This is a genomic window from Zarconia navalis LEGE 11467 (genome assembly GCF_015207075.1).
Lineage (GTDB): Bacteria > Cyanobacteriota > Cyanobacteriia > Cyanobacteriales > Geitlerinemataceae > Zarconia > Zarconia navalis.
This window is the reverse complement of sequence record NZ_JADEXN010000040.1, coordinates 1-16123: the sequence shown is the minus strand read 5'-3', so window position 1 is coordinate 16123 and position 16123 is coordinate 1. Positions and strand designations below refer to the sequence as shown.

Annotated in this window: 18 protein-coding genes; 11 read left to right on the top strand and 7 right to left on the bottom strand. The window is 47.0% G+C overall.

The annotated features are described in order from the left end of the window. Positions 1-1574: M61 family metallopeptidase (locus IQ235_RS03780; RefSeq protein WP_264320162.1), on the bottom strand; the 1574-nt coding region annotated here is incomplete at its 3' end. Between IQ235_RS03780 and IQ235_RS03775 the strand changes: the two genes are divergently transcribed. Then, the gene (locus IQ235_RS03775; protein WP_264320163.1) at positions 1504-1773 is read left to right on the top strand and encodes a hypothetical protein; all 270 of its coding nucleotides are present in this window, start codon (positions 1504-1506) and stop codon (positions 1771-1773) included. The two genes, IQ235_RS03780 and IQ235_RS03775, sit on opposite strands and share 71 nt — an antisense overlap. On the opposite strand, the gene IQ235_RS03770 is transcribed toward IQ235_RS03775, so the two are convergent. Continuing rightward, positions 1753-2439, bottom strand: coding sequence for a Crp/Fnr family transcriptional regulator (locus IQ235_RS03770; protein ID WP_264320161.1), 687 nt, complete (start codon positions 2437-2439; stop codon positions 1753-1755). The genes IQ235_RS03775 and IQ235_RS03770 overlap by 21 nt on opposite strands. 318 nt (positions 2440-2757) lie before the next feature. Between IQ235_RS03770 and IQ235_RS03765 the strand changes: the two genes are divergently transcribed. The 3 genes from IQ235_RS03765 to IQ235_RS03755 all read left to right on the top strand — a co-directional run bounded on the left by IQ235_RS03765 (position 2758) and on the right by IQ235_RS03755 (position 6308). Beyond that, on the top strand, positions 2758-3504 hold the full coding sequence (locus IQ235_RS03765) for a pseudouridine synthase (protein ID WP_264320160.1): 747 nt from the start codon (positions 2758-2760) through the stop codon (positions 3502-3504). A 42-nt stretch (positions 3505-3546) separates the two neighbouring features. Next, positions 3547-4437, top strand: coding sequence for a helix-turn-helix domain-containing protein (locus IQ235_RS03760; protein WP_264320159.1), 891 nt, complete (start codon positions 3547-3549; stop codon positions 4435-4437). A 191-nt stretch (positions 4438-4628) separates the two neighbouring features. Beyond that, positions 4629-6308 carry an ABC1 kinase family protein gene (locus IQ235_RS03755; protein WP_264320158.1) on the top strand — a complete coding sequence of 560 codons (1680 nt, stop codon included), beginning with the start codon at positions 4629-4631 and terminating at the stop codon, positions 6306-6308. Between the two features lie 149 nt (positions 6309-6457). Here IQ235_RS03755 and IQ235_RS03750 read toward each other — a convergent pair whose 3' ends face one another. The 4 genes from IQ235_RS03750 to IQ235_RS03735 all read right to left on the bottom strand — a co-directional run bounded on the left by IQ235_RS03750 (position 6458) and on the right by IQ235_RS03735 (position 9434). Further along, positions 6458-6640 carry a CsbD family protein gene (locus IQ235_RS03750; protein WP_264320157.1) on the bottom strand — a complete coding sequence of 61 codons (183 nt, stop codon included), beginning with the start codon at positions 6638-6640 and terminating at the stop codon, positions 6458-6460. Positions 6641-7184: 544 nt separating this feature from the next. Next, positions 7185-8399 (bottom strand): bifunctional phosphopantothenoylcysteine decarboxylase/phosphopantothenate--cysteine ligase CoaBC, encoded by a 1215-nt coding sequence (gene coaBC / locus IQ235_RS03745; RefSeq protein ID WP_264320156.1) that lies wholly within the window; start codon positions 8397-8399, stop codon positions 7185-7187. Continuing rightward, complete coding sequence (isiD, locus tag IQ235_RS03740) at positions 8389-8601, bottom strand: protein IsiD (RefSeq protein ID WP_264320155.1); 213 nt, start codon at positions 8599-8601, stop codon at positions 8389-8391. The genes coaBC and isiD overlap by 11 nt, the downstream gene beginning before the upstream one ends. 212 nt (positions 8602-8813) lie before the next feature. Further along, positions 8814-9434 carry an alpha/beta hydrolase gene (locus IQ235_RS03735; RefSeq protein ID WP_264320154.1) on the bottom strand — a complete coding sequence of 207 codons (621 nt, stop codon included), beginning with the start codon at positions 9432-9434 and terminating at the stop codon, positions 8814-8816. A 592-nt stretch (positions 9435-10026) separates the two neighbouring features. Here IQ235_RS03735 and IQ235_RS03730 point away from each other — a divergent pair. The 5 genes from IQ235_RS03730 (at position 10027) to IQ235_RS03710 (ending at position 14358) form a co-directional block, all read left to right on the top strand. Then, positions 10027-10173: a hypothetical protein gene (locus tag IQ235_RS03730; RefSeq protein ID WP_264320153.1), complete on the top strand. Its 147-nt coding sequence runs from the start codon at positions 10027-10029 to the stop codon at positions 10171-10173. A 71-nt stretch (positions 10174-10244) separates the two neighbouring features. Beyond that, positions 10245-10976 (top strand): S-layer homology domain-containing protein, encoded by a 732-nt coding sequence (locus IQ235_RS03725; protein WP_264320152.1) that lies wholly within the window; start codon positions 10245-10247, stop codon positions 10974-10976. A 3-nt stretch (positions 10977-10979) separates the two neighbouring features. Then, positions 10980-12011, top strand: a complete 1032-nt coding sequence (locus tag IQ235_RS03720) for a WG repeat-containing protein (protein ID WP_264320151.1) — start codon at positions 10980-10982, stop codon at positions 12009-12011. Positions 12012-12762: 751 nt separating this feature from the next. Next, complete coding sequence (locus tag IQ235_RS03715; RefSeq protein ID WP_264320150.1) at positions 12763-13701, top strand: LysR substrate-binding domain-containing protein; 939 nt, start codon at positions 12763-12765, stop codon at positions 13699-13701. Positions 13702-14205: 504 nt separating this feature from the next. Further along, complete coding sequence (locus tag IQ235_RS03710; protein ID WP_264320149.1) at positions 14206-14358, top strand: hypothetical protein; 153 nt, start codon at positions 14206-14208, stop codon at positions 14356-14358. A 225-nt stretch (positions 14359-14583) separates the two neighbouring features. Here the strand turns inward: IQ235_RS03710 and IQ235_RS03705 are convergent, their stop codons facing one another. Further along, the gene (locus tag IQ235_RS03705; RefSeq protein ID WP_264320148.1) at positions 14584-15486 is read right to left on the bottom strand and encodes a phosphoenolpyruvate carboxykinase (ATP); all 903 of its coding nucleotides are present in this window, start codon (positions 15484-15486) and stop codon (positions 14584-14586) included. 39 nt (positions 15487-15525) lie between these two features. Here IQ235_RS03705 and IQ235_RS03700 point away from each other — a divergent pair, with 39 nt between their 5' ends. Further along, on the top strand, positions 15526-15759 hold the full coding sequence (locus IQ235_RS03700) for a hypothetical protein (protein WP_264320147.1): 234 nt from the start codon (positions 15526-15528) through the stop codon (positions 15757-15759). 12 nt (positions 15760-15771) lie between these two features. Then, the gene (locus IQ235_RS03695; RefSeq protein WP_264320146.1) at positions 15772-16101 is read left to right on the top strand and encodes a low molecular weight protein tyrosine phosphatase family protein; all 330 of its coding nucleotides are present in this window, start codon (positions 15772-15774) and stop codon (positions 16099-16101) included. Positions 16102-16123: the final 22 nt, after the last annotated feature.

Genomic DNA, 16123 nt, shown 5'->3' with positions numbered 1-16123 from the left:
TTCTCGCCACCGATACGCAAGCCAGCAATGGCGAGTATCTCATCTCCTGCTTCAATTCCTGCCTGCTGTGCGGGAGAATTGACTTCTACGAACTGTACGATCTCCCGATCGTTTTTGGCGATCGCTTTCAATCCTAAAAAGGGTGGCTGTTCGGCACCATCGTTCTCGATTCTCAGACCGAAATATGATAAGTATTCTCCCAAGGGCAACTCTTCTGTGCCGTGTAGGTAGCACTCGAAGAAATCATCGAGTTTCTCCCCAGCCACCGATTCAAAAACTTCCTGCAACTGAGTGGGAGAAAATCCCACCTCATCTTTCCCAAACTGTTGCCACATCCGACGCATCACATCATCGAGAGAGACTTTATTTCGACTATTATTGCGAATTTTTAATTCTAACAATAAAGCCACTATTTCGCCCTTAAGATAGTAAGAAATCTGGCTGTTATCGCTATTCGCATCTCGACGGTATAGTTTGATCCAAGCATCCCAACTCGACTCGCTCAACGGTTGGACGTGCCGACCGGGCGTTGTCAGAAACCGGGTAATATCTTGACTGATAATTTTTAAGAACGTTTTGACATCGTAAATTTTGGCGCGATAGGGAATTACCGTATCGTAGTAACTGGTAATTCCTTCACAAAACCACAGCGACGGCGTGTAGTTTTCCCGTTCGTAATCAAAAGTTTCTAAGGCTTTAGGACGAATTCGCTTTACATTCCATAAGTGGAAAAATTCATGGGCGACTAACTGCATGAAGCGATTATATCGATCGGGTTGGCGAAATCCCAATCGAGGGTAGTTCAAAGAGCAGCTATTTTTATGCTCCAACCCTCCAAACCCCCCAGCAGAGAGATGGAGTAGAAACAAGTAGCGATCGTAGGGCAAACCGCCAAATATTTCGGCTTCCACCTGAATAATACGATCGGTGTCGGCGATCGTTTTCTCGGCATCGAGATTTCCCCGTCCCCAAATTGCAAATTCGTGGGGTTTACCGACAGATTGAAACTCGTATTTGGCGTGAGTACCGATTTCAAATGGACTATCGACTAGAGTATCGAAATCTGGCGATTGGAAGCGATACGGGGCAATTTCGGGCAAAGTGGTGGCGATTTGCCAATGGATTTGGGGAGGAACGATCGTCACGTCGATGGGGATGCGATCGAATCCGGGAATAAAAAAGAACAGTGCCGCGCCGTTAAAATAGCCGTGGGTCGAGTCCAAGTGATTGGTACGGACGGTGAGTTCGGCAGCAAAGATCCGATATCGCACCACCACCCCAGAAATCTCTCCCGTTTCGATTTGCCAGTGATTCTTGCTAATCTTTTGCCAGGACAAGGGGTTTCCTTCAATGGTGGCGACCCGAAAATCTTGCAAGTGCTTGGCATATTCCCGCACCAGATACGAACCGGGAGTCCACACCGGAAGCTTGAGGTCCAAGAAATCACTCTGCCAACCCGTTACGGTCAGAGTCACTTCAAATAAATGCGACTCTGGCTGCGACATGGCCACTTGGTACGCGATGGACACGGCAGTAGAGGATCGAGCAGTTGAGACGGGATTCGCTTCTCTCATGAAATTGGGATTTCAGTTATCGGCATCAAACCAAAGCGATCGCCCCGAGGAAAAAACATCAAGGAATGCAACCAAAGCACGCTCGCTTTTCTTTCCCGAGTGTAATCCCTTTCGCGCCGCACTCCGCACATCCCTCATTGCGATTCAATCTCCCGTCTCGGTTCGAGTCACCTTTATCTCAACCCATATGCCCGGCTAAGTGAGATAATTGCCTGAGGTTCGTCAAATACATGGCTTCGTGAGGGGCATCAATGGTCAGCCAGCCTTTGGCAACCAGCTTCTCCATTATTTTTCGGGTTTCTTCGATGCCAATATCCGTCACATCAGCCAAATCTTTAAAATCGATATTGTAAATCTGGGTTCCCTTCTGGGTTTTCTCGCCATAATTTTCGGCAAGGGTAACCAAAGTGCGAGCAAGTTGAACCGCTGGCGGGCGATTTCGCATCTGAAGGCGCAAGTTGGTTTGACGCAACCGCCGAACCATCAGTTGCAGCATCCGATGATGGAGTTGAGAGTCTTTGAACAGAGTTTGAATGAATCGTTGAGCGGATACACTCACGAGTTTGACCTGGCTAAGAGCAATAACATCCGTCGAACGGGGAGACTCATCAAGAATCGCCATTTCTCCGAAGAAGTCTCCCTGACCTAAAATTGCTAGGGTTGCGGCATCTTGCCCGGAAAGTCGTCGGACTTTGACCCAGCCAGAAACGATAAAATAAACGGCATTGCCCCAGGCATCTTCCATCAGTACGGCTCGACTGGGAGGGTACGCGTGCTCGTCCGCGATGGAGAGCAGCCACTCTAGGGTTTCTGGGTTGCCTGCACTGAAAAGGGGAAACAGCTCACTGAAAGCTTCGCTTTGCATGAAAGGTAATCAAGATCGCTAATCGGAGTTGGGCAGCCACCCGCCCTTGGGTTCGCCAAGCGACCCAGGGAGATAATAGACTATGCACCATACACGATCGTAGTGTAGATCGGCGGAGATTTGTGAGAAAGTCTATAGATTTTTGGCAGGGTCGAGACAAGATTGCCAATGTGTCGATCGCGCGCCGAGACTCGGCAATTTTCCAATTTTTTGAGAATTTTTCGCGAAGAATCTCCTCAATTTTGGCTTGCTCTTGTAATATTTGTACGTAGTGAGTCGAAGTGTTGATGTTAGGTCTGCGTACCTTTAGATAAAATTGTGGAGGAACGGCTGCAAAAACTGCTTTCCCAATGGGGAATTGCCTCGCGACGTCGGTCGGAACAGATGATTGAAGACGGACGGGTGCGGCTTAATGGGAACGTGGTCGGGTTAGGTAGCAAAGCTGACCCCGCACGCGATCGCATTGAAGTCGATGGCATTACCATCAAAGCGAATCCCCCGAAACCCATTTATTTGTTATTGAACAAACCGATGGGAGTCGTTTCAACCTGCCACGATCCTCAAGGGCGAAAGACAGTTTTAGATCTGTTGCCGGGTCGCTTGCGTCGAGGACGGGGAATTCACCCGGTCGGGCGCTTGGATGCGGAGTCCACCGGAGCCATAATTCTCACTAATGACGGAGCGTTGACGTTTCGTCTGACTCATCCAGGGCATTGCATCTCTAAAACCTATCGAGTTTGGCTCCAAGGCAGCCCTCCCGATTCGGTTTTACGAGCATGGCGAGAAGGGATTGACCTCGACTCGCGCAGAACTTTACCGGCACGAGTCAGGATTCTCCAGAGGGTTTCTCCGGAACGCACGCAGATCGAAGTGGTGTTAAACGAAGGGAGGAATCGGCAAATCCGCCGCGTCGCCGATGCGCTGGGATACCCAGTTCTCAAATTGCATCGTGTTGCCATTGGTTCGATTCGGCTACAAAGTCGGGGTCAGTCAGTATTGTCTTTCGGGAAATATCGATCGCTAACTCATTCAGAATTAAGCCAATTTGACACGAGATCGGCATAATATCAAAGTAGATATGCTATTAGGTCTCAAGGATCGCAGGAGATGAATGTAAAGGAAGGAATTTCCAAGTTGAAAAATACCTCGGTTGTCTTGAAAAAGGTCGTTCGCAAACTACCTGGATTGAAAAACCTCCGGTTGGGAATTCCTGAGCGGGCAAAGTCGAGCCGCGAACTTACCCCAACTCTGGCACTAGCCGAGATGGGAACTCGTCTGCGAGAGCATCGGGAGCAGCAGAATTTATCTTTGGAGGAAGTCGCCGATCGCACGATGATTCCGGTGCGACTCCTCGGGGCGATTGAGAACGCAAAGCTCGAACAACTGCCCGAACCGGTCTATATTCAGGGAATGCTGCGACGGTTTGCCGATGCCTTGGGTTTGAATGGTGCGGCTTTTGCTCGAGAATTTCCGACGGGAATTGAGATTCAACCCAAGCAGATGAATTGGCGGGATTCGCCCGCAGCTCAGTTACGTCCTATTCATCTCTATCTACTGTATATCTTTCTGATCGTCTTTTCGGTTCGGAGTCTTTCCTATTCCATCGAACAGTCGAGAGTTCCGGAAAATCCATCATCTGCGCCTCAAGAGTTACCGAAAACAACGCTAGCATCGGACACTCAGCAAAAGCCGCCATCAACTCCACCCACGCCAAATATCGTGGCAACGGCGAGTCGAGAGGGATCGGATTCGTCAACGGTGCGTGTTGGCGTGACGGTGACTGAAGCTTCGTGGGTGCTGGTGGAAGCGGATGGGGAAGTGGCTTTTGAAGGAATGCTTTCAGAAGGAACACACTCTTGGGAAGCTAAGGAGCAGTTAACGATCTCAGCAGGAAATGCTGGGGGGATACTCATCACCCATAATGGTTCCGAAGCTGAGAAAATGGGAGAGCGAGGAGCTGTTGAAGAAGTCACGTTTCGAGCACCACCTCCTTCTTAAGGTTAAGTATCGCGGGCGAACGAATACAGTCTGTTCGATCGACCGTTTCCTGGGACAACTACCATCAGAGTGCGGCTATGATGGTAGTGCCGATCGCCCTTGAATCCTTCAGTTTCTCGTACTCGTTTCGAGGAATTGCAGCCATCGGGCAACAAACATGACTCAGTCCCCAACCCAGACTTTTCAACTCTATGCTGACCAACGCGACCGCTAGCTCGTGGCGCTGGCAACGCTCTAAATATAAGCTATCGAACCGTCAAATCGATATTTTTGGAGCGGCAGCTCGCTTGATGTTCTCGCTTTGGTGGGATCGGGTACGCTCCATCAATTCTTCCGCCCACCGCGAACGACGGGCAAAGTGGCTGGTGAAAACCCTGTTGGATTTGGGGCCGACGTTTATCAAAATCGGACAGGCACTTTCGACTCGCGGAGATTTGCTGCCGGTGGAGTACGTGCGAGAATTGGGACGACTTCAGGATAAAGTTCCCGAGTTTAGTGCCACTGAAGCAATCGCGCTAATTGAGTCGGAACTCAATAATTCCATTCACGCTTTATTTCGCGATTTCGATCGCTTTCCCATTGCAGCAGCGAGTTTGGGACAAGTCCACAAAGCTCGATTGCATACCGGGGAAGATGTGGTCGTTAAGGTACAGCGTCCGGGACTGGAGCGATTATTTAATTTAGATTTTCAAGCGCTATATCAATTAGTCCTGTTTTGTCAGCGTTTTTTTCCTCGCTCGCGCCAATACAATCTCGATGAGATCTATCACGAGTTTCGAGATCTGATCTATCAAGAAATAAACTATCTACAAGAAGGGAAAAATGCCGATCGATTTCGAGAAAATTTTGCGAGCAATTCTCGAGTTGTCGTTCCGAAAGTTTACTGGCGCTACACCACCGAAAAAGTCTTAACTCTAGACTATTGCCCCGGTATCAAAATAGACGATCGATCGACTTTAGAAAGTTGTGGTATTGACTTAAAAGAACTCAATCAAGTTGGCATTTGCTGCTATCTCAAACAGCTTCTGATCGATGGCTTTTTCCAAGTCGATCCCCATCCGGGAAATATGGCAGTGACAACGGAGGGAAATATTATTTTCTACGATTTCGGGATGATGGCCGAAATCAATACTCTCAATAAGCAAGAAATGACACGCTCGTTTTTTGCAGTTTTGCGCAAAGATACCGATGAAGTGGTCGATACTCTGCTCTCTATGGGATTGATCGAACGCGGGTCGGATATGGTTCCCGTACGAACTTTAGTGCAATTTCTTTTAGATCGGTTTCGCGAAAAACCCATTGATTTTCAAGAGCTTACGGAAATCAAAGAAGAACTATTGGTGATGTTCGATCGCCAACCCTTTCGCTTGCCCGCTCAGATGACTTTTATTTTGAAAGCGTTAGGAACTCTTGATGGTCTAGCTCGAACTCTCGATTGTAATTACAATCTAATCACTTGTGCCAGACCTTTTGTTAAAAGTATTGCCCTCTCGAAAGGACGCGGCAATTTAGCGATCGAACTGACACGACAGGCTCAGGCATTCATTAAAACCCGATTCGATCGACCCAGTGCGGCAGAAGTTTTGATTCAACGTTTGGAAGCTCGACTCGAACGAGGGGAATTGCAGGTGCGGGTGCGTTCCCCCGAGAGCGATCGCGCCCTCAAACGGATTCACCTAGCGATTAAAAGTTTGATGTATGCTTGCTTGACCGGATTTACCCTCCTGTCGGGAGCAATTTTACTAACGGGTCCTTATAGTAGCTGGGCAGTTGTGGCGTTTGGTTTATCCGGACTTGCCTGTTTGTCCTTGATTCGATCGCTCTTTGTTTTAGCTGTGCGAGAAAAACTGGATAAATTAGCCCAGAAGTAAGATGAAGAAGAGTATAGTGACGATGAAGATAACAGAAACTCCGAGCAATGTATTTTTTCAAAAATACATTGCTCGGATGGAGTCCAGGACACAAAACTCTAATAGTCGACTCAATAGAGCTTGATGATTAGAAGCTCGATATCTTGAAATTAGTCGATTACTTTTTTGACTTCATCCTTGACATCTTCTTTGGCGTGAGTTGCTTCGGCTTCAACTTGCTTGGCTTTACCTTCTGCTTGGTCTCCGGGATCGCCGGTTACATTTCCTAATGCTTCTTGAGCTTTTCCTTCCACATTTTTGGCTGTGGCTTCAGCACGATCTTCAATACTCATGATTTTTTAACTCTGTTTTACAGATTTTGATTGGTTCTTTTACTGTATCTAGGAATTTTGTGGCGAGCTTCTATCTAAAGAGATATTCATCTTGTTACTAGTTTTCCACAAATATACCTTTCGATAGATACTTACATCAAAGAATTTGTCAAAAGCAAAACCTAGGTGGGTTTTCAGGAATTCTTAAACTAAATAACCTTGTTCTCTTTCTTGTTCTCTCTTCTGACCCCAGTTCAAATTCTAAGTAAGTATTTAACTGAACTTGAGATTACTTTTCCCCTGGCTCTATCCCCATAGCTTTGAGCTGGCCTTCTAAGGCAAGGCGACAATTCGCTCTCTTTGGGCTTCTAACTCTGCTTGAGCAGCTTCTGCGCGCTGGCGTTCGGTTTCTTGTTGCGCCCCCAGCTCAATATAAGTCAAAAACGTTTCCCGACAATATTGGATTTGGGAAGTTGCTGAACCACAAGCGATATAACCCTTCCGGTGGCGATTCGACTCTTTTTGCCATCGTAGCGGATCGATTTCAATGTCGAGCCTTTTGGATTCAATCGAGAAAATCGAATAGGTGGTGGGCAAGCTTGAGTTTAGAACAAGGTTCGATCGTCACTCGATCGCCTCGGGCGCTCAAAATAATGGCTTCGTTGGTATTGCTACCAAATCCCGCATCGGGTCGATCGATCGGATTGGCAACGATCGCATCCAATTTTTTTCGATTCAACTTCTCTCGGGCAGGAGTCTCGATATCACCCGTTTGGGCGGCAAATCCGATCAGTTTTTGGTGGGGCTGTTTGAGTTGTGCCAACTGCGCCAAAATATCTGGTACGGGTTCGAGGGGAAGGGGGTTGGGTAGCGATGGTTTGGGTAATTTCTCCTGGCTGTAAGTGGCAGGTTTGACATCGGCAACAGCTGCGGACATTACCACCCAATCGGCATCGGGAAAGGCAGAAAGTAAGGCTGTTTCCATTTCTGATGCAGTGGTGACAGAAATGGTTTTCATTTTGGGTAAAGCTGCCAGTAACGTCGGTTCGACACAACCACAAACTAGCGTCACCGATGCCCCACGATGTGCGGCTGCCGTTGCCAAGGCGATTCCCATTTTCCCTGTGGAAGGATTACCGATAAACCTGACCGGATCGAGATATTCCCGCGTTCCCCCGGCACTGATTAAAATACGCTTGCCAGCTAAATCGCGTTTTCCTCTCGTATGAAGGAGAGACTTGATATTGGCGACGATGCCGGTCGGTTCGGCCATTCTCCCAGTTCCGACGCGATCGCACGCCAGAATACCCGCCCCCGGTTCGATGATGTGGTATCGGGGGTCGTTTTGGAGTTGCCTCCAGTTGCGCTGCACCGCCACTTGCTGCCACATATCGGTATTCATCGCCGGGGCGACGGCGATCGGGCAGGTGGAAGCGAGAACGGTGTTCGTTAGCAGGTTATCGGCCATTCCCATGGAAAGCTTCGCCAGGGTATTGGCACTCAGGGGGGCGATGGCGAAGACATCGGCCCATTCCCCGAGTTCGATGTGTAGGGGTCGCCCAAAATCGGACTTCCAGAAGCACTCGTCGGTATAAGCCCGATGGCGGCTGAGGGTAGCAACGGTCACCGGTCCGATGAATGCTTGTGCGGAGGACGTGAGAATGACCTTCACATCTGCCCCAGCTTTAGCTAAGGTCGAAATGACCTCGCAGGTTTTATAAGCTGCAATTGAGCCGGTAATACCAATTAAAATTTGAGGTGAAGAAGCGTCAAGCTTCATCGAAGGCTTCAAATTCTAATAAGTATAGGTAGGGTTCGACAAGTTCGGGACGCTGGTGTGCGATCGCCCGCAGGAAGTGCCAATCATCGAGTCCTTCAAACGGGCTGGAATAATCGTCGGCTTCAAGGCGAGTTGCTAAAACTTTGACATCGGTGGGTGTCAAACTAGAAATTTTTTGTGTTGAATCACATAAAGTAGCCATTGACTAAGCCTCCCCCTATAAGTATTTCAGAGTGAATTGACCGGTTTAGTTCAGACTCTTTATCACACATCATACTGTACGAAATGATGGCCAACCGGGTGGGTTAATCTTTCTCAACAACTTAATGGAATAACTTAACTTTGCTCGGCGAAACTCGAAAGCTTGCAATTCTCACCCTCGAAGGATTGCCAAATCTTGTCGCGAGGATTTGACTAAGCTTCGGGCAAGACTTTTCGAGCAAAATCTCGTAAAAAGGTGATTTCGTCCGGGCAAATTTCATGACCCATATTATATTCTCGATACTCTTCTGTTGCTCCTAATTCTAATAGTCGAGTTCGTGCTTCGATCGCAGCGGATAAAGGAACGACCGGATCTTGTTTGCCATGGGCGATCGCAATGGGGGGAAAGGTTTGGTTTTGAGGCTGTATCTGAGAATGTAGGTAGCCACTCATGGAAAAGAGTCCGGCAAAAGGCTGAGTACATCCCACATCTAATGTCATTGCACCCCCTTGAGAAAATCCACAGAGCAAAGTTCGATTGACAGTAACGCCGGTTTGACTTATCACAGACATCGACCACTCTTGCAAATATTGTCGGCTTTTTTCAAGTCCGCTGGGATCTTCTTTTTCCAGGTCGTACCACATTTTTCCTCCAGGGACGTGAGGGTGGGAAAAGGGGGCGTCCGGGCACATAAATTGATATTTCGGAAGTTCGAGCATGGGTACTAAACCCGCTAGATCGCGAGCATTTGCACCCCAACCGTGGAGAAGAATCACTAAACCGATCGGGGGGCGGTCGGTCTGAGGTGAAATAGAAATACTTTTTAGAGACATTGCACGCTCGATCGAAACTATGAAACTAAAGTTTTTTTTGATTTTCAGATATTATATTAGCACGAGTGTAAAGTGTGCTTAGACAAAACTTAAAATAAAACTCTACGTTCAATTTTGATTTTTGTATTGAAACTTAAAACCGCAAAAAAGAGCGATATAAGAGCCACAATACGTCAGAGCATGTAAATTTTACGGTTTCTTTAATTTTATTTAGCTAATTTTGTTGGATAATTGAATTAGGGAAAAGCTTTATATTTTTTGATGATGACCAAAAAATAAGGACTTTGAAATCGATTTGACTTGTCTAAATCTAAAATCGATATCCTAAAATTCTCAATAATTTTACTGAGAATATTGCCTGATTTTCTAAACTAAGGTGCATTCAAGACAATATATCCGTAAAAATACGGTACTCAGCACCAATTCAGAAGTGCGTAAGTCCCGATCGAATCGGAGAAAAGAGACAGGCGAAGTCGTCCTGAATGCTCCCAGTGCCCAAGAGTAAAGACAAACTCATGGGTAAAATCTCTCTTTATTGCTATTAGGGGAGTATCGTCATCGATTGACTCAAACCCAAGATCGCAAACGAATCATGAATCGAATTAAGACCCTACTACTCGCAGTAAGTTGGCTGTGTGCCTTTTACTATTTGAGCTATCCCAACTCTTTCACACCCCTCGACGAGCGATCTCAAGGTACGCTCGATCTCTATCAACAGCTTACATCTCGCTCTCGCTAACAGTTCTCCAAATCGAGTTTTTAGGTCATGCGATCGTAAGATATTGACGAAGGGTTTGGAACTGCTCGGCTATGGCAACGACTGGAAATCCATTAAGAAATATCGCGATCGCAGCCACTGCCGTCTGGAATTTGGGAACGCTGGCTGCGTGGGGATTTACCGATATTACCGGACATTGGAACGAAACCTGCATTCGCCACCTCGCTAAGCAGAATCTCGTCAGCGGCTATCCCGACGGCAGCTTCAAACCCGAAGCGGGTATCACCCGTGCCGAGTTTGCCATCTTAGCCCTCAATACCACTCGGGTCTTTTTTCACCACTCTCAGGGTACGAGATCGGGGGGCGGAGACTTTCCCGATGTTCCGGCTTCCCATTGGGCGCGCGATGCCATTGGGGAGGGGTACCAATACGGTTTATTTACAGGCTATCCCGATGGTCGCTTTCAACCCGATCTCCCCATTCCCAGAGTCCAGTCCTTAGTGGTACTTACCAATGCCATCAACTTTCGAGTGCCCGAAAACCCCACCCAATTCCTCAACCAGCAGTTTGATGATGCCGAGGGCGTTCCCCAGTGGGCACAAAAGTCGATCGCCGCAGCCACGTTGGGGCGAATCGCTGTTAATTATCCCAACCCCCGACAACTGAATCCCCTTCGAAACGCCACACGCGCGGAAATTGCCGCAATGATGTGTCAAGGGCGTAGTTTTGCCAGAACCGTTCCCGTCGAATATATTGGCGGGGGAGATTTGGATTTGGCGATCGTTCCGGAAATGGGCGGAGTCGATTCTTTTGCCGACGGTTAGGCATTGGCAAAAGTTGGGGATGCGTACGGCTACCTCGATACGAACGGTAATGATGTTATTCCTCCCCAATTTGAGGAGGCAAAATCTTTCTCTCAAGGATTAGCTGCGGTGAAAGATGGTGGAAAATGGGGCTATCTCGATACGCAAGGTAACTGGGCGATCGCGCCGCAATTTGAAGCGGCTGGTGACTTTTCCGAAGAAGGCGCGATCGTGACGCTGCCGTCAGGAAAAGGGATTATCGCTCGTGACGGAACCCTGCAAGTGCAAATAACTCGCGCCGACGTGCAAGCTTTGCTACCCACCTCGGTAACCGTTGGCAACGTTCAAATTTCCCCCTTCGCCGATGGTTTGGCAAGAGTGACGGTTGAATTAGAAGGCGGACGATCCGATCGCATTGGGTTTATCGATGGTGCTGGAAATTGGGCTATTTCCCTGCAAGAGCATCCGATTTTGGATTTTTCTGAAGGGTTAGCGGCGATCGAAATTGATGGGAAATACGGCTACGTCGATAAAACCGGACAGATCGCAATCGCACCGCAGTTTAAGAAAGCCCAACCGTTCTCTGAGGGATTGGCAGCCGTTGAGTTTGCCGATAAACAGCTGTGGTACACCTGGGGTTACATCGATCGATCTGGAGAGACGGAGATCGCACCGCAGTTTTATTCGGCTCGATCTTTTTCTGAAAGTTTGGCGGGAGTGGGTTCGGTCGATCGGGGTTCGGGATATCTCGATCGCACCGGAACGATGGTCATTTCCCGCGATACCATACCCGAATTCCGGGAAGGTTTTCCGTTTTCCGAAGGGTTTGCGCGAGTGAGAATTGGGGATTGGCTCGGTTATATCGATCGGGATGGAAATATCGTCATCGAACCTCAATATGCCTCGGCATTCGATGTTTCCGAAGGGATGGCACGAGTGGATATTTCCGGACAATGGGTCGATTGGTTGGGAGGATACGACGGTACGGCGAGTCCAATTTACGAGGCGAGATTGGAAGGCAGCAAGTGGGGATATATTCAGCTTCCGGTACGTTAGCGTTAGGGTGTGAAGTTGCAAGTGGTTGGAAAGTCAGTCTGTTCCCTCAAAGCGGTCAAAAGACTGACTTTCCTACACCCGATCGAAGAACCCATCCAGTTTTCAAAAGTTAGGACTTATACGAATTCATCTTTGAGAGATCGTTTGCCGTTTGTCTATAGAACAGAACGTCATGGGTCAGGCTTTAAGAGGTTAGAAATTCAAGTAAAGCGATTGAACCGCAAACTTAAGTTTTCGTTCTCTCTAAGCGATTTTTAGCTGATTTTCATAAATCCTATATAATTTTACAAACTATTTAAATATATATTTTTTGCGATCGATCTGTCTTCCCTTCAAAAGGAAAACATTATATCTACTCTATACTATGAATAACAAACATCTATAGCCGTTCAAAATTAGAGAGTAAAGTTTGAGAATAACAAATAAAGTCATAATATTCTCAAATATCCGATCGTTAAAAACCGATTAAAATATAGATCGATTCAAAATACACATTCCTATAGATTTTAACGATCGGTTTTAAGACTATTAAATTAAAGTCAGCTATGTCTAAGACTTTAATTTAGCAAGAAAAAACTGTTTTTAAGGTGTGCGCAAAAATCTAACTTTTTATCTAAACTCAGTTTTCCTTATCCGTTAAATGGAGAAGTAAGATGTTTTAGATTTCGATCGCAGTCATCTTCATCGCTCGCATATTTTGGCACTTATCTAGCCGATCGAGGTTGACACTGAAGCATCAACTTAAAAAATAATGCTGAAAAATATTGAATTTTCTCATCTAAAAACATTTGTTCTTCTCGCGAATAAGCTGAGTTTCAGTCAAGCTGCCGAGCAACTTAATATTACCCAACCTGTCCTCAGTCGGAAAATTCAACGTCTCGAACAGAACTTAGGTATCGAGCTGTTTTATCGCACCAAGCCTAGAATTCAACTGACCGAAGCCGGTCAAATATTTTTAGGAGAAACTTGTCAGATTCTCGAGCGTCTAGAAAAAGCCGTGCAAACAGCTCAAAAAGTTGAGCGTGGAGAAAGCGGCGAGATTATTGTTGGATTAGAGAATTTTTTAGCGCCAAACTTTGCTTTTGCTTTAATTAAAGGATATCAGAAGTATTATCCGAAGGTCAGAATCATCTTCAAACGACTCAGTACTCTCGAACAGATAAAAGCACTCCAAAAAGGAGAGTTTCCGGTTGGATTCGCGATCGCACCACCCCAGACCGAAAATTTAGCCGTCAAAACAATCTTTAAAGAGGGTTTAATTCTTGCCTTACCGGAAACTCATCCTCTAGGTATTCAGCCTGATATCAATCTAGAAAAGCTAGCAAACGAGCCGTTTATTGTCGATACGAGCTTTAGCAGCTTGGGTTTCGAGCGACCTCACTCGGGTCTATCATCTGTCATTCTTCAGGCTTGCAGCAAAGCTGGATTCACCCCGAAAGTCGCTCAGATGACTGACGATCTGCATCTGGCGTTAGAATTTGTTGCTCTTGGAATGGGAATAGCATTGTTGCCATCTGCCATTCAAGGAATAGAAAAGCCTGGTGTGATTTACCGTCCGTTGAAATCCTCAACGGTAGAGATAGAAATCGTCATGACATGGCGTTCGGATAGCTTATCACCGATACTGCAACCGTTTCTTGAGGCGATTGCAACCTACGGTCTTGAATTTCACGGACTAACCCTGCATTAATTGAATCGATTGCGCTCGCCAGTTCTAAAATTAATTCGATCGGTCGTAATCTCAGCATTTGGATACGGTTTCTCTGGCTCTAAGTTGCTTTTTTGGATAAAATCTTTCACCGCAATCAAACTCTCTACCTTAGCAACATCTATGGTGCTCGCATCTAAACGCTGTTGGCAGAAATGAATGCTTAAAGGGAGAAGATTTTTAACTATGCTTTTAAAGCTATCGAGATATGCTCAAAAGCCAATACTTCACTCTTTTACTGCTGAAGTAATCGAGAGCGTTTAATTTCAAAAACTCGCAATCTCTTGACTCAAAAGGATTTATCGCTCGATCGAATTATAGAACCGAGTAAATTTATTCGATCTTTAAAAAAAAATAGCTATCTTTATCAAAACTATATAGATATTCCATCTTTCTTCGGATACTATTCAGTAATAACACGCATACCGCCGTAATAATACGTACGTACCGTACAATTACGGAGTCAAGCAAGGAGCACCATAAATCATGAAAACCAATTTCAACTCAAATATTCGTCCTTACCAAAAGCCTGCCATGAAGCGGATGGGTCGTCTCAGCGAAGTTACGCTAATCCCATCGGCATTAGCGGGAACTTGCGCCATCGGCACTTACGATCCCGAGACGGGGCTGTGCAAATAGCATCGAGACTTTGCTTTGTTCCTGCACGGGAAATTTTTATTCCCAAATCCTAGTTTTATGAAATGATTGCTTGCATAGGCGCACGGTCGGTCGTGCGCCTTTTTTTTGTACGATCGGACGTTTAACCAGCCTGCAATATTATGGCGAACTCCAGTTTGCTTCGCCTGGATCGATCGCCAAACGCTAGAATCTCAAGGGTGAGTTTGGGTCGATCCCGAACCTAGGTTATAGGGATGGTTGCGCCATATCCTCTTCGATCGCTCTTGCCAACTCCGAAAGTGCCGAGAGATCCCGCATTCGAGTCAGCTGGCAGACGCGAACGCGACGAATCAGTTCAATACACTGTCCGAATTTCACTTCGGCTAATCCCATTGCCTTCGAGATTTCTGTGGTTGGATAAGATTGACCCATAATGGCTTGAAAAGCAACAGTTGGTTCGAGGGGTTCGATGGACATGCGATCGCCTACATTTAAGACGTAGATCCGTTCTAGAGGCAAAGACCGAGCGCAAAATCCACGATCGACAGAACGCGAGCGCTTTTCCGTATCGGGGAAAACCGTCGGCAAATTTTCTGGGGTTTCCCCTAACGAAGTGACCAATTGAGGCCAGAGTCGCAGTTGTGGATAGCTGGGAAATACCACAGCATCCGATGTCCCATCGAGTTGAATCACCAAAGCATCATCAGTCACCAAAGGATGGTTGCGCTGGTGCAATGTAGCCGCAGTGGTGGATTTTCCCTGACCGGATTGTCCCAAAAAGGCGATCGCCCTACCCCCGACGGAAACGGCACTAGCGTGGAGAACGAGAAGCTTGCGTTGGTGTAAGAGCATCGGTAGGGGCAACCCGACAATAAACTGACCGAGCACTCGCTCGTTGATATTAGGATGAGCATCAACAATTATTTCTTTGCCCTGTCGCACTGAAACCGCACCCAAGTTGGGACTCGCATAACAGACTTCTGTGGGATTGACACGCAGTAATAGGTCTTCTGAGGTCTGAGTCTGGGATGGAGTTCGATCGACCTCACCTCGTCGGATCGCCGCATCAGCGGTGCTATCTCCTGGTATTAATCCCGGCAATTTGAAGTCGGAGCGAATCCCCAGACCGTAAGCGGTGTAGTTATACATGTGGAATTTTTTAGAAATTTTTGATGAGAAAAGTTTTGAGTGCAGGACGCACAAATAACCCAGCAGTGCGGTGATATTCTTGAAGCCGTTCGTCTGGATGAATCCTTGACGGTATGGCACGATCTCGAATCGGTTAATATTGGGATGCGATATCGGTTAAGTTCTTTCGAGTTAACCACCGGTGGCACGATCGCTGGATGGCGAGATCGCCCCATCCCCATCTACGACCAATGTAACATTCACTTTTTTGCTCTTAGAAACCATCACGTTTAACGAACGATCGCGATGACTCAACCGGTCAAACTTCTATTTATTTGTAGTCGAAACCAGTGGCGGAGTCCGACAGCAGAACGGTTATTCGATAATATTCCCGGTTATGTGGCGAAATCGGCGGGAACTCAAAAAGGATCTCGGGTACGCGTCACTGCGGGATTGCTCGGTTGGGCCGATCGTATTTTCGTGATGGAAAAGCGCCATAGCGAAAGTTTGCGGCGCAAGTTTCCCGAGGCACTGCGGGGAAAAAATCCGATTTGTCTGCATATCGGCGATCGCTATCGATATATGGATGCCGAACTCATCCAACTCTTGCAAGACAAACTCGATCCTTACCTGTAAAAGCGTATCCCCACTCAAAACA

Excerpts from the sequence above, each read along its gene's own strand:
- IQ235_RS03775 (WP_264320163.1), top strand. The coding sequence starts at position 1,504 with ATGGCCACTTGGTACGCGATGGACACGGCAGTAGAGGATCGAGCAGTT.
- IQ235_RS03770 (WP_264320161.1), bottom strand. The coding sequence starts at position 2,439 with ATGCAAAGCGAAGCTTTCAGTGAGCTGTTTCCCCTTTTCAGTGCAGGC.
- IQ235_RS03760 (WP_264320159.1), top strand. The coding sequence starts at position 3,547 with ATGAATGTAAAGGAAGGAATTTCCAAGTTGAAAAATACCTCGGTTGTC.
- IQ235_RS03755 (WP_264320158.1), top strand. The coding sequence starts at position 4,629 with ATGCTGACCAACGCGACCGCTAGCTCGTGGCGCTGGCAACGCTCTAAA.
- IQ235_RS03750 (WP_264320157.1), bottom strand. The coding sequence starts at position 6,640 with ATGAGTATTGAAGATCGTGCTGAAGCCACAGCCAAAAATGTGGAAGGA.
- coaBC (WP_264320156.1), bottom strand. The coding sequence starts at position 8,399 with ATGAAGCTTGACGCTTCTTCACCTCAAATTTTAATTGGTATTACCGGC.
- isiD (WP_264320155.1), bottom strand. The coding sequence starts at position 8,601 with ATGGCTACTTTATGTGATTCAACACAAAAAATTTCTAGTTTGACACCC.
- IQ235_RS03735 (WP_264320154.1), bottom strand. The coding sequence starts at position 9,434 with ATGTCTCTAAAAAGTATTTCTATTTCACCTCAGACCGACCGCCCCCCG.
- IQ235_RS03730 (WP_264320153.1), top strand. The coding sequence starts at position 10,027 with ATGAATCGAATTAAGACCCTACTACTCGCAGTAAGTTGGCTGTGTGCC.
- IQ235_RS03725 (WP_264320152.1), top strand. The coding sequence starts at position 10,245 with ATGGCAACGACTGGAAATCCATTAAGAAATATCGCGATCGCAGCCACT.
- IQ235_RS03715 (WP_264320150.1), top strand. The coding sequence starts at position 12,763 with ATGCTGAAAAATATTGAATTTTCTCATCTAAAAACATTTGTTCTTCTC.
- IQ235_RS03710 (WP_264320149.1), top strand. The coding sequence starts at position 14,206 with ATGAAAACCAATTTCAACTCAAATATTCGTCCTTACCAAAAGCCTGCC.
- IQ235_RS03705 (WP_264320148.1), bottom strand. The coding sequence starts at position 15,486 with ATGTATAACTACACCGCTTACGGTCTGGGGATTCGCTCCGACTTCAAA.
- IQ235_RS03695 (WP_264320146.1), top strand. The coding sequence starts at position 15,772 with ATGACTCAACCGGTCAAACTTCTATTTATTTGTAGTCGAAACCAGTGG.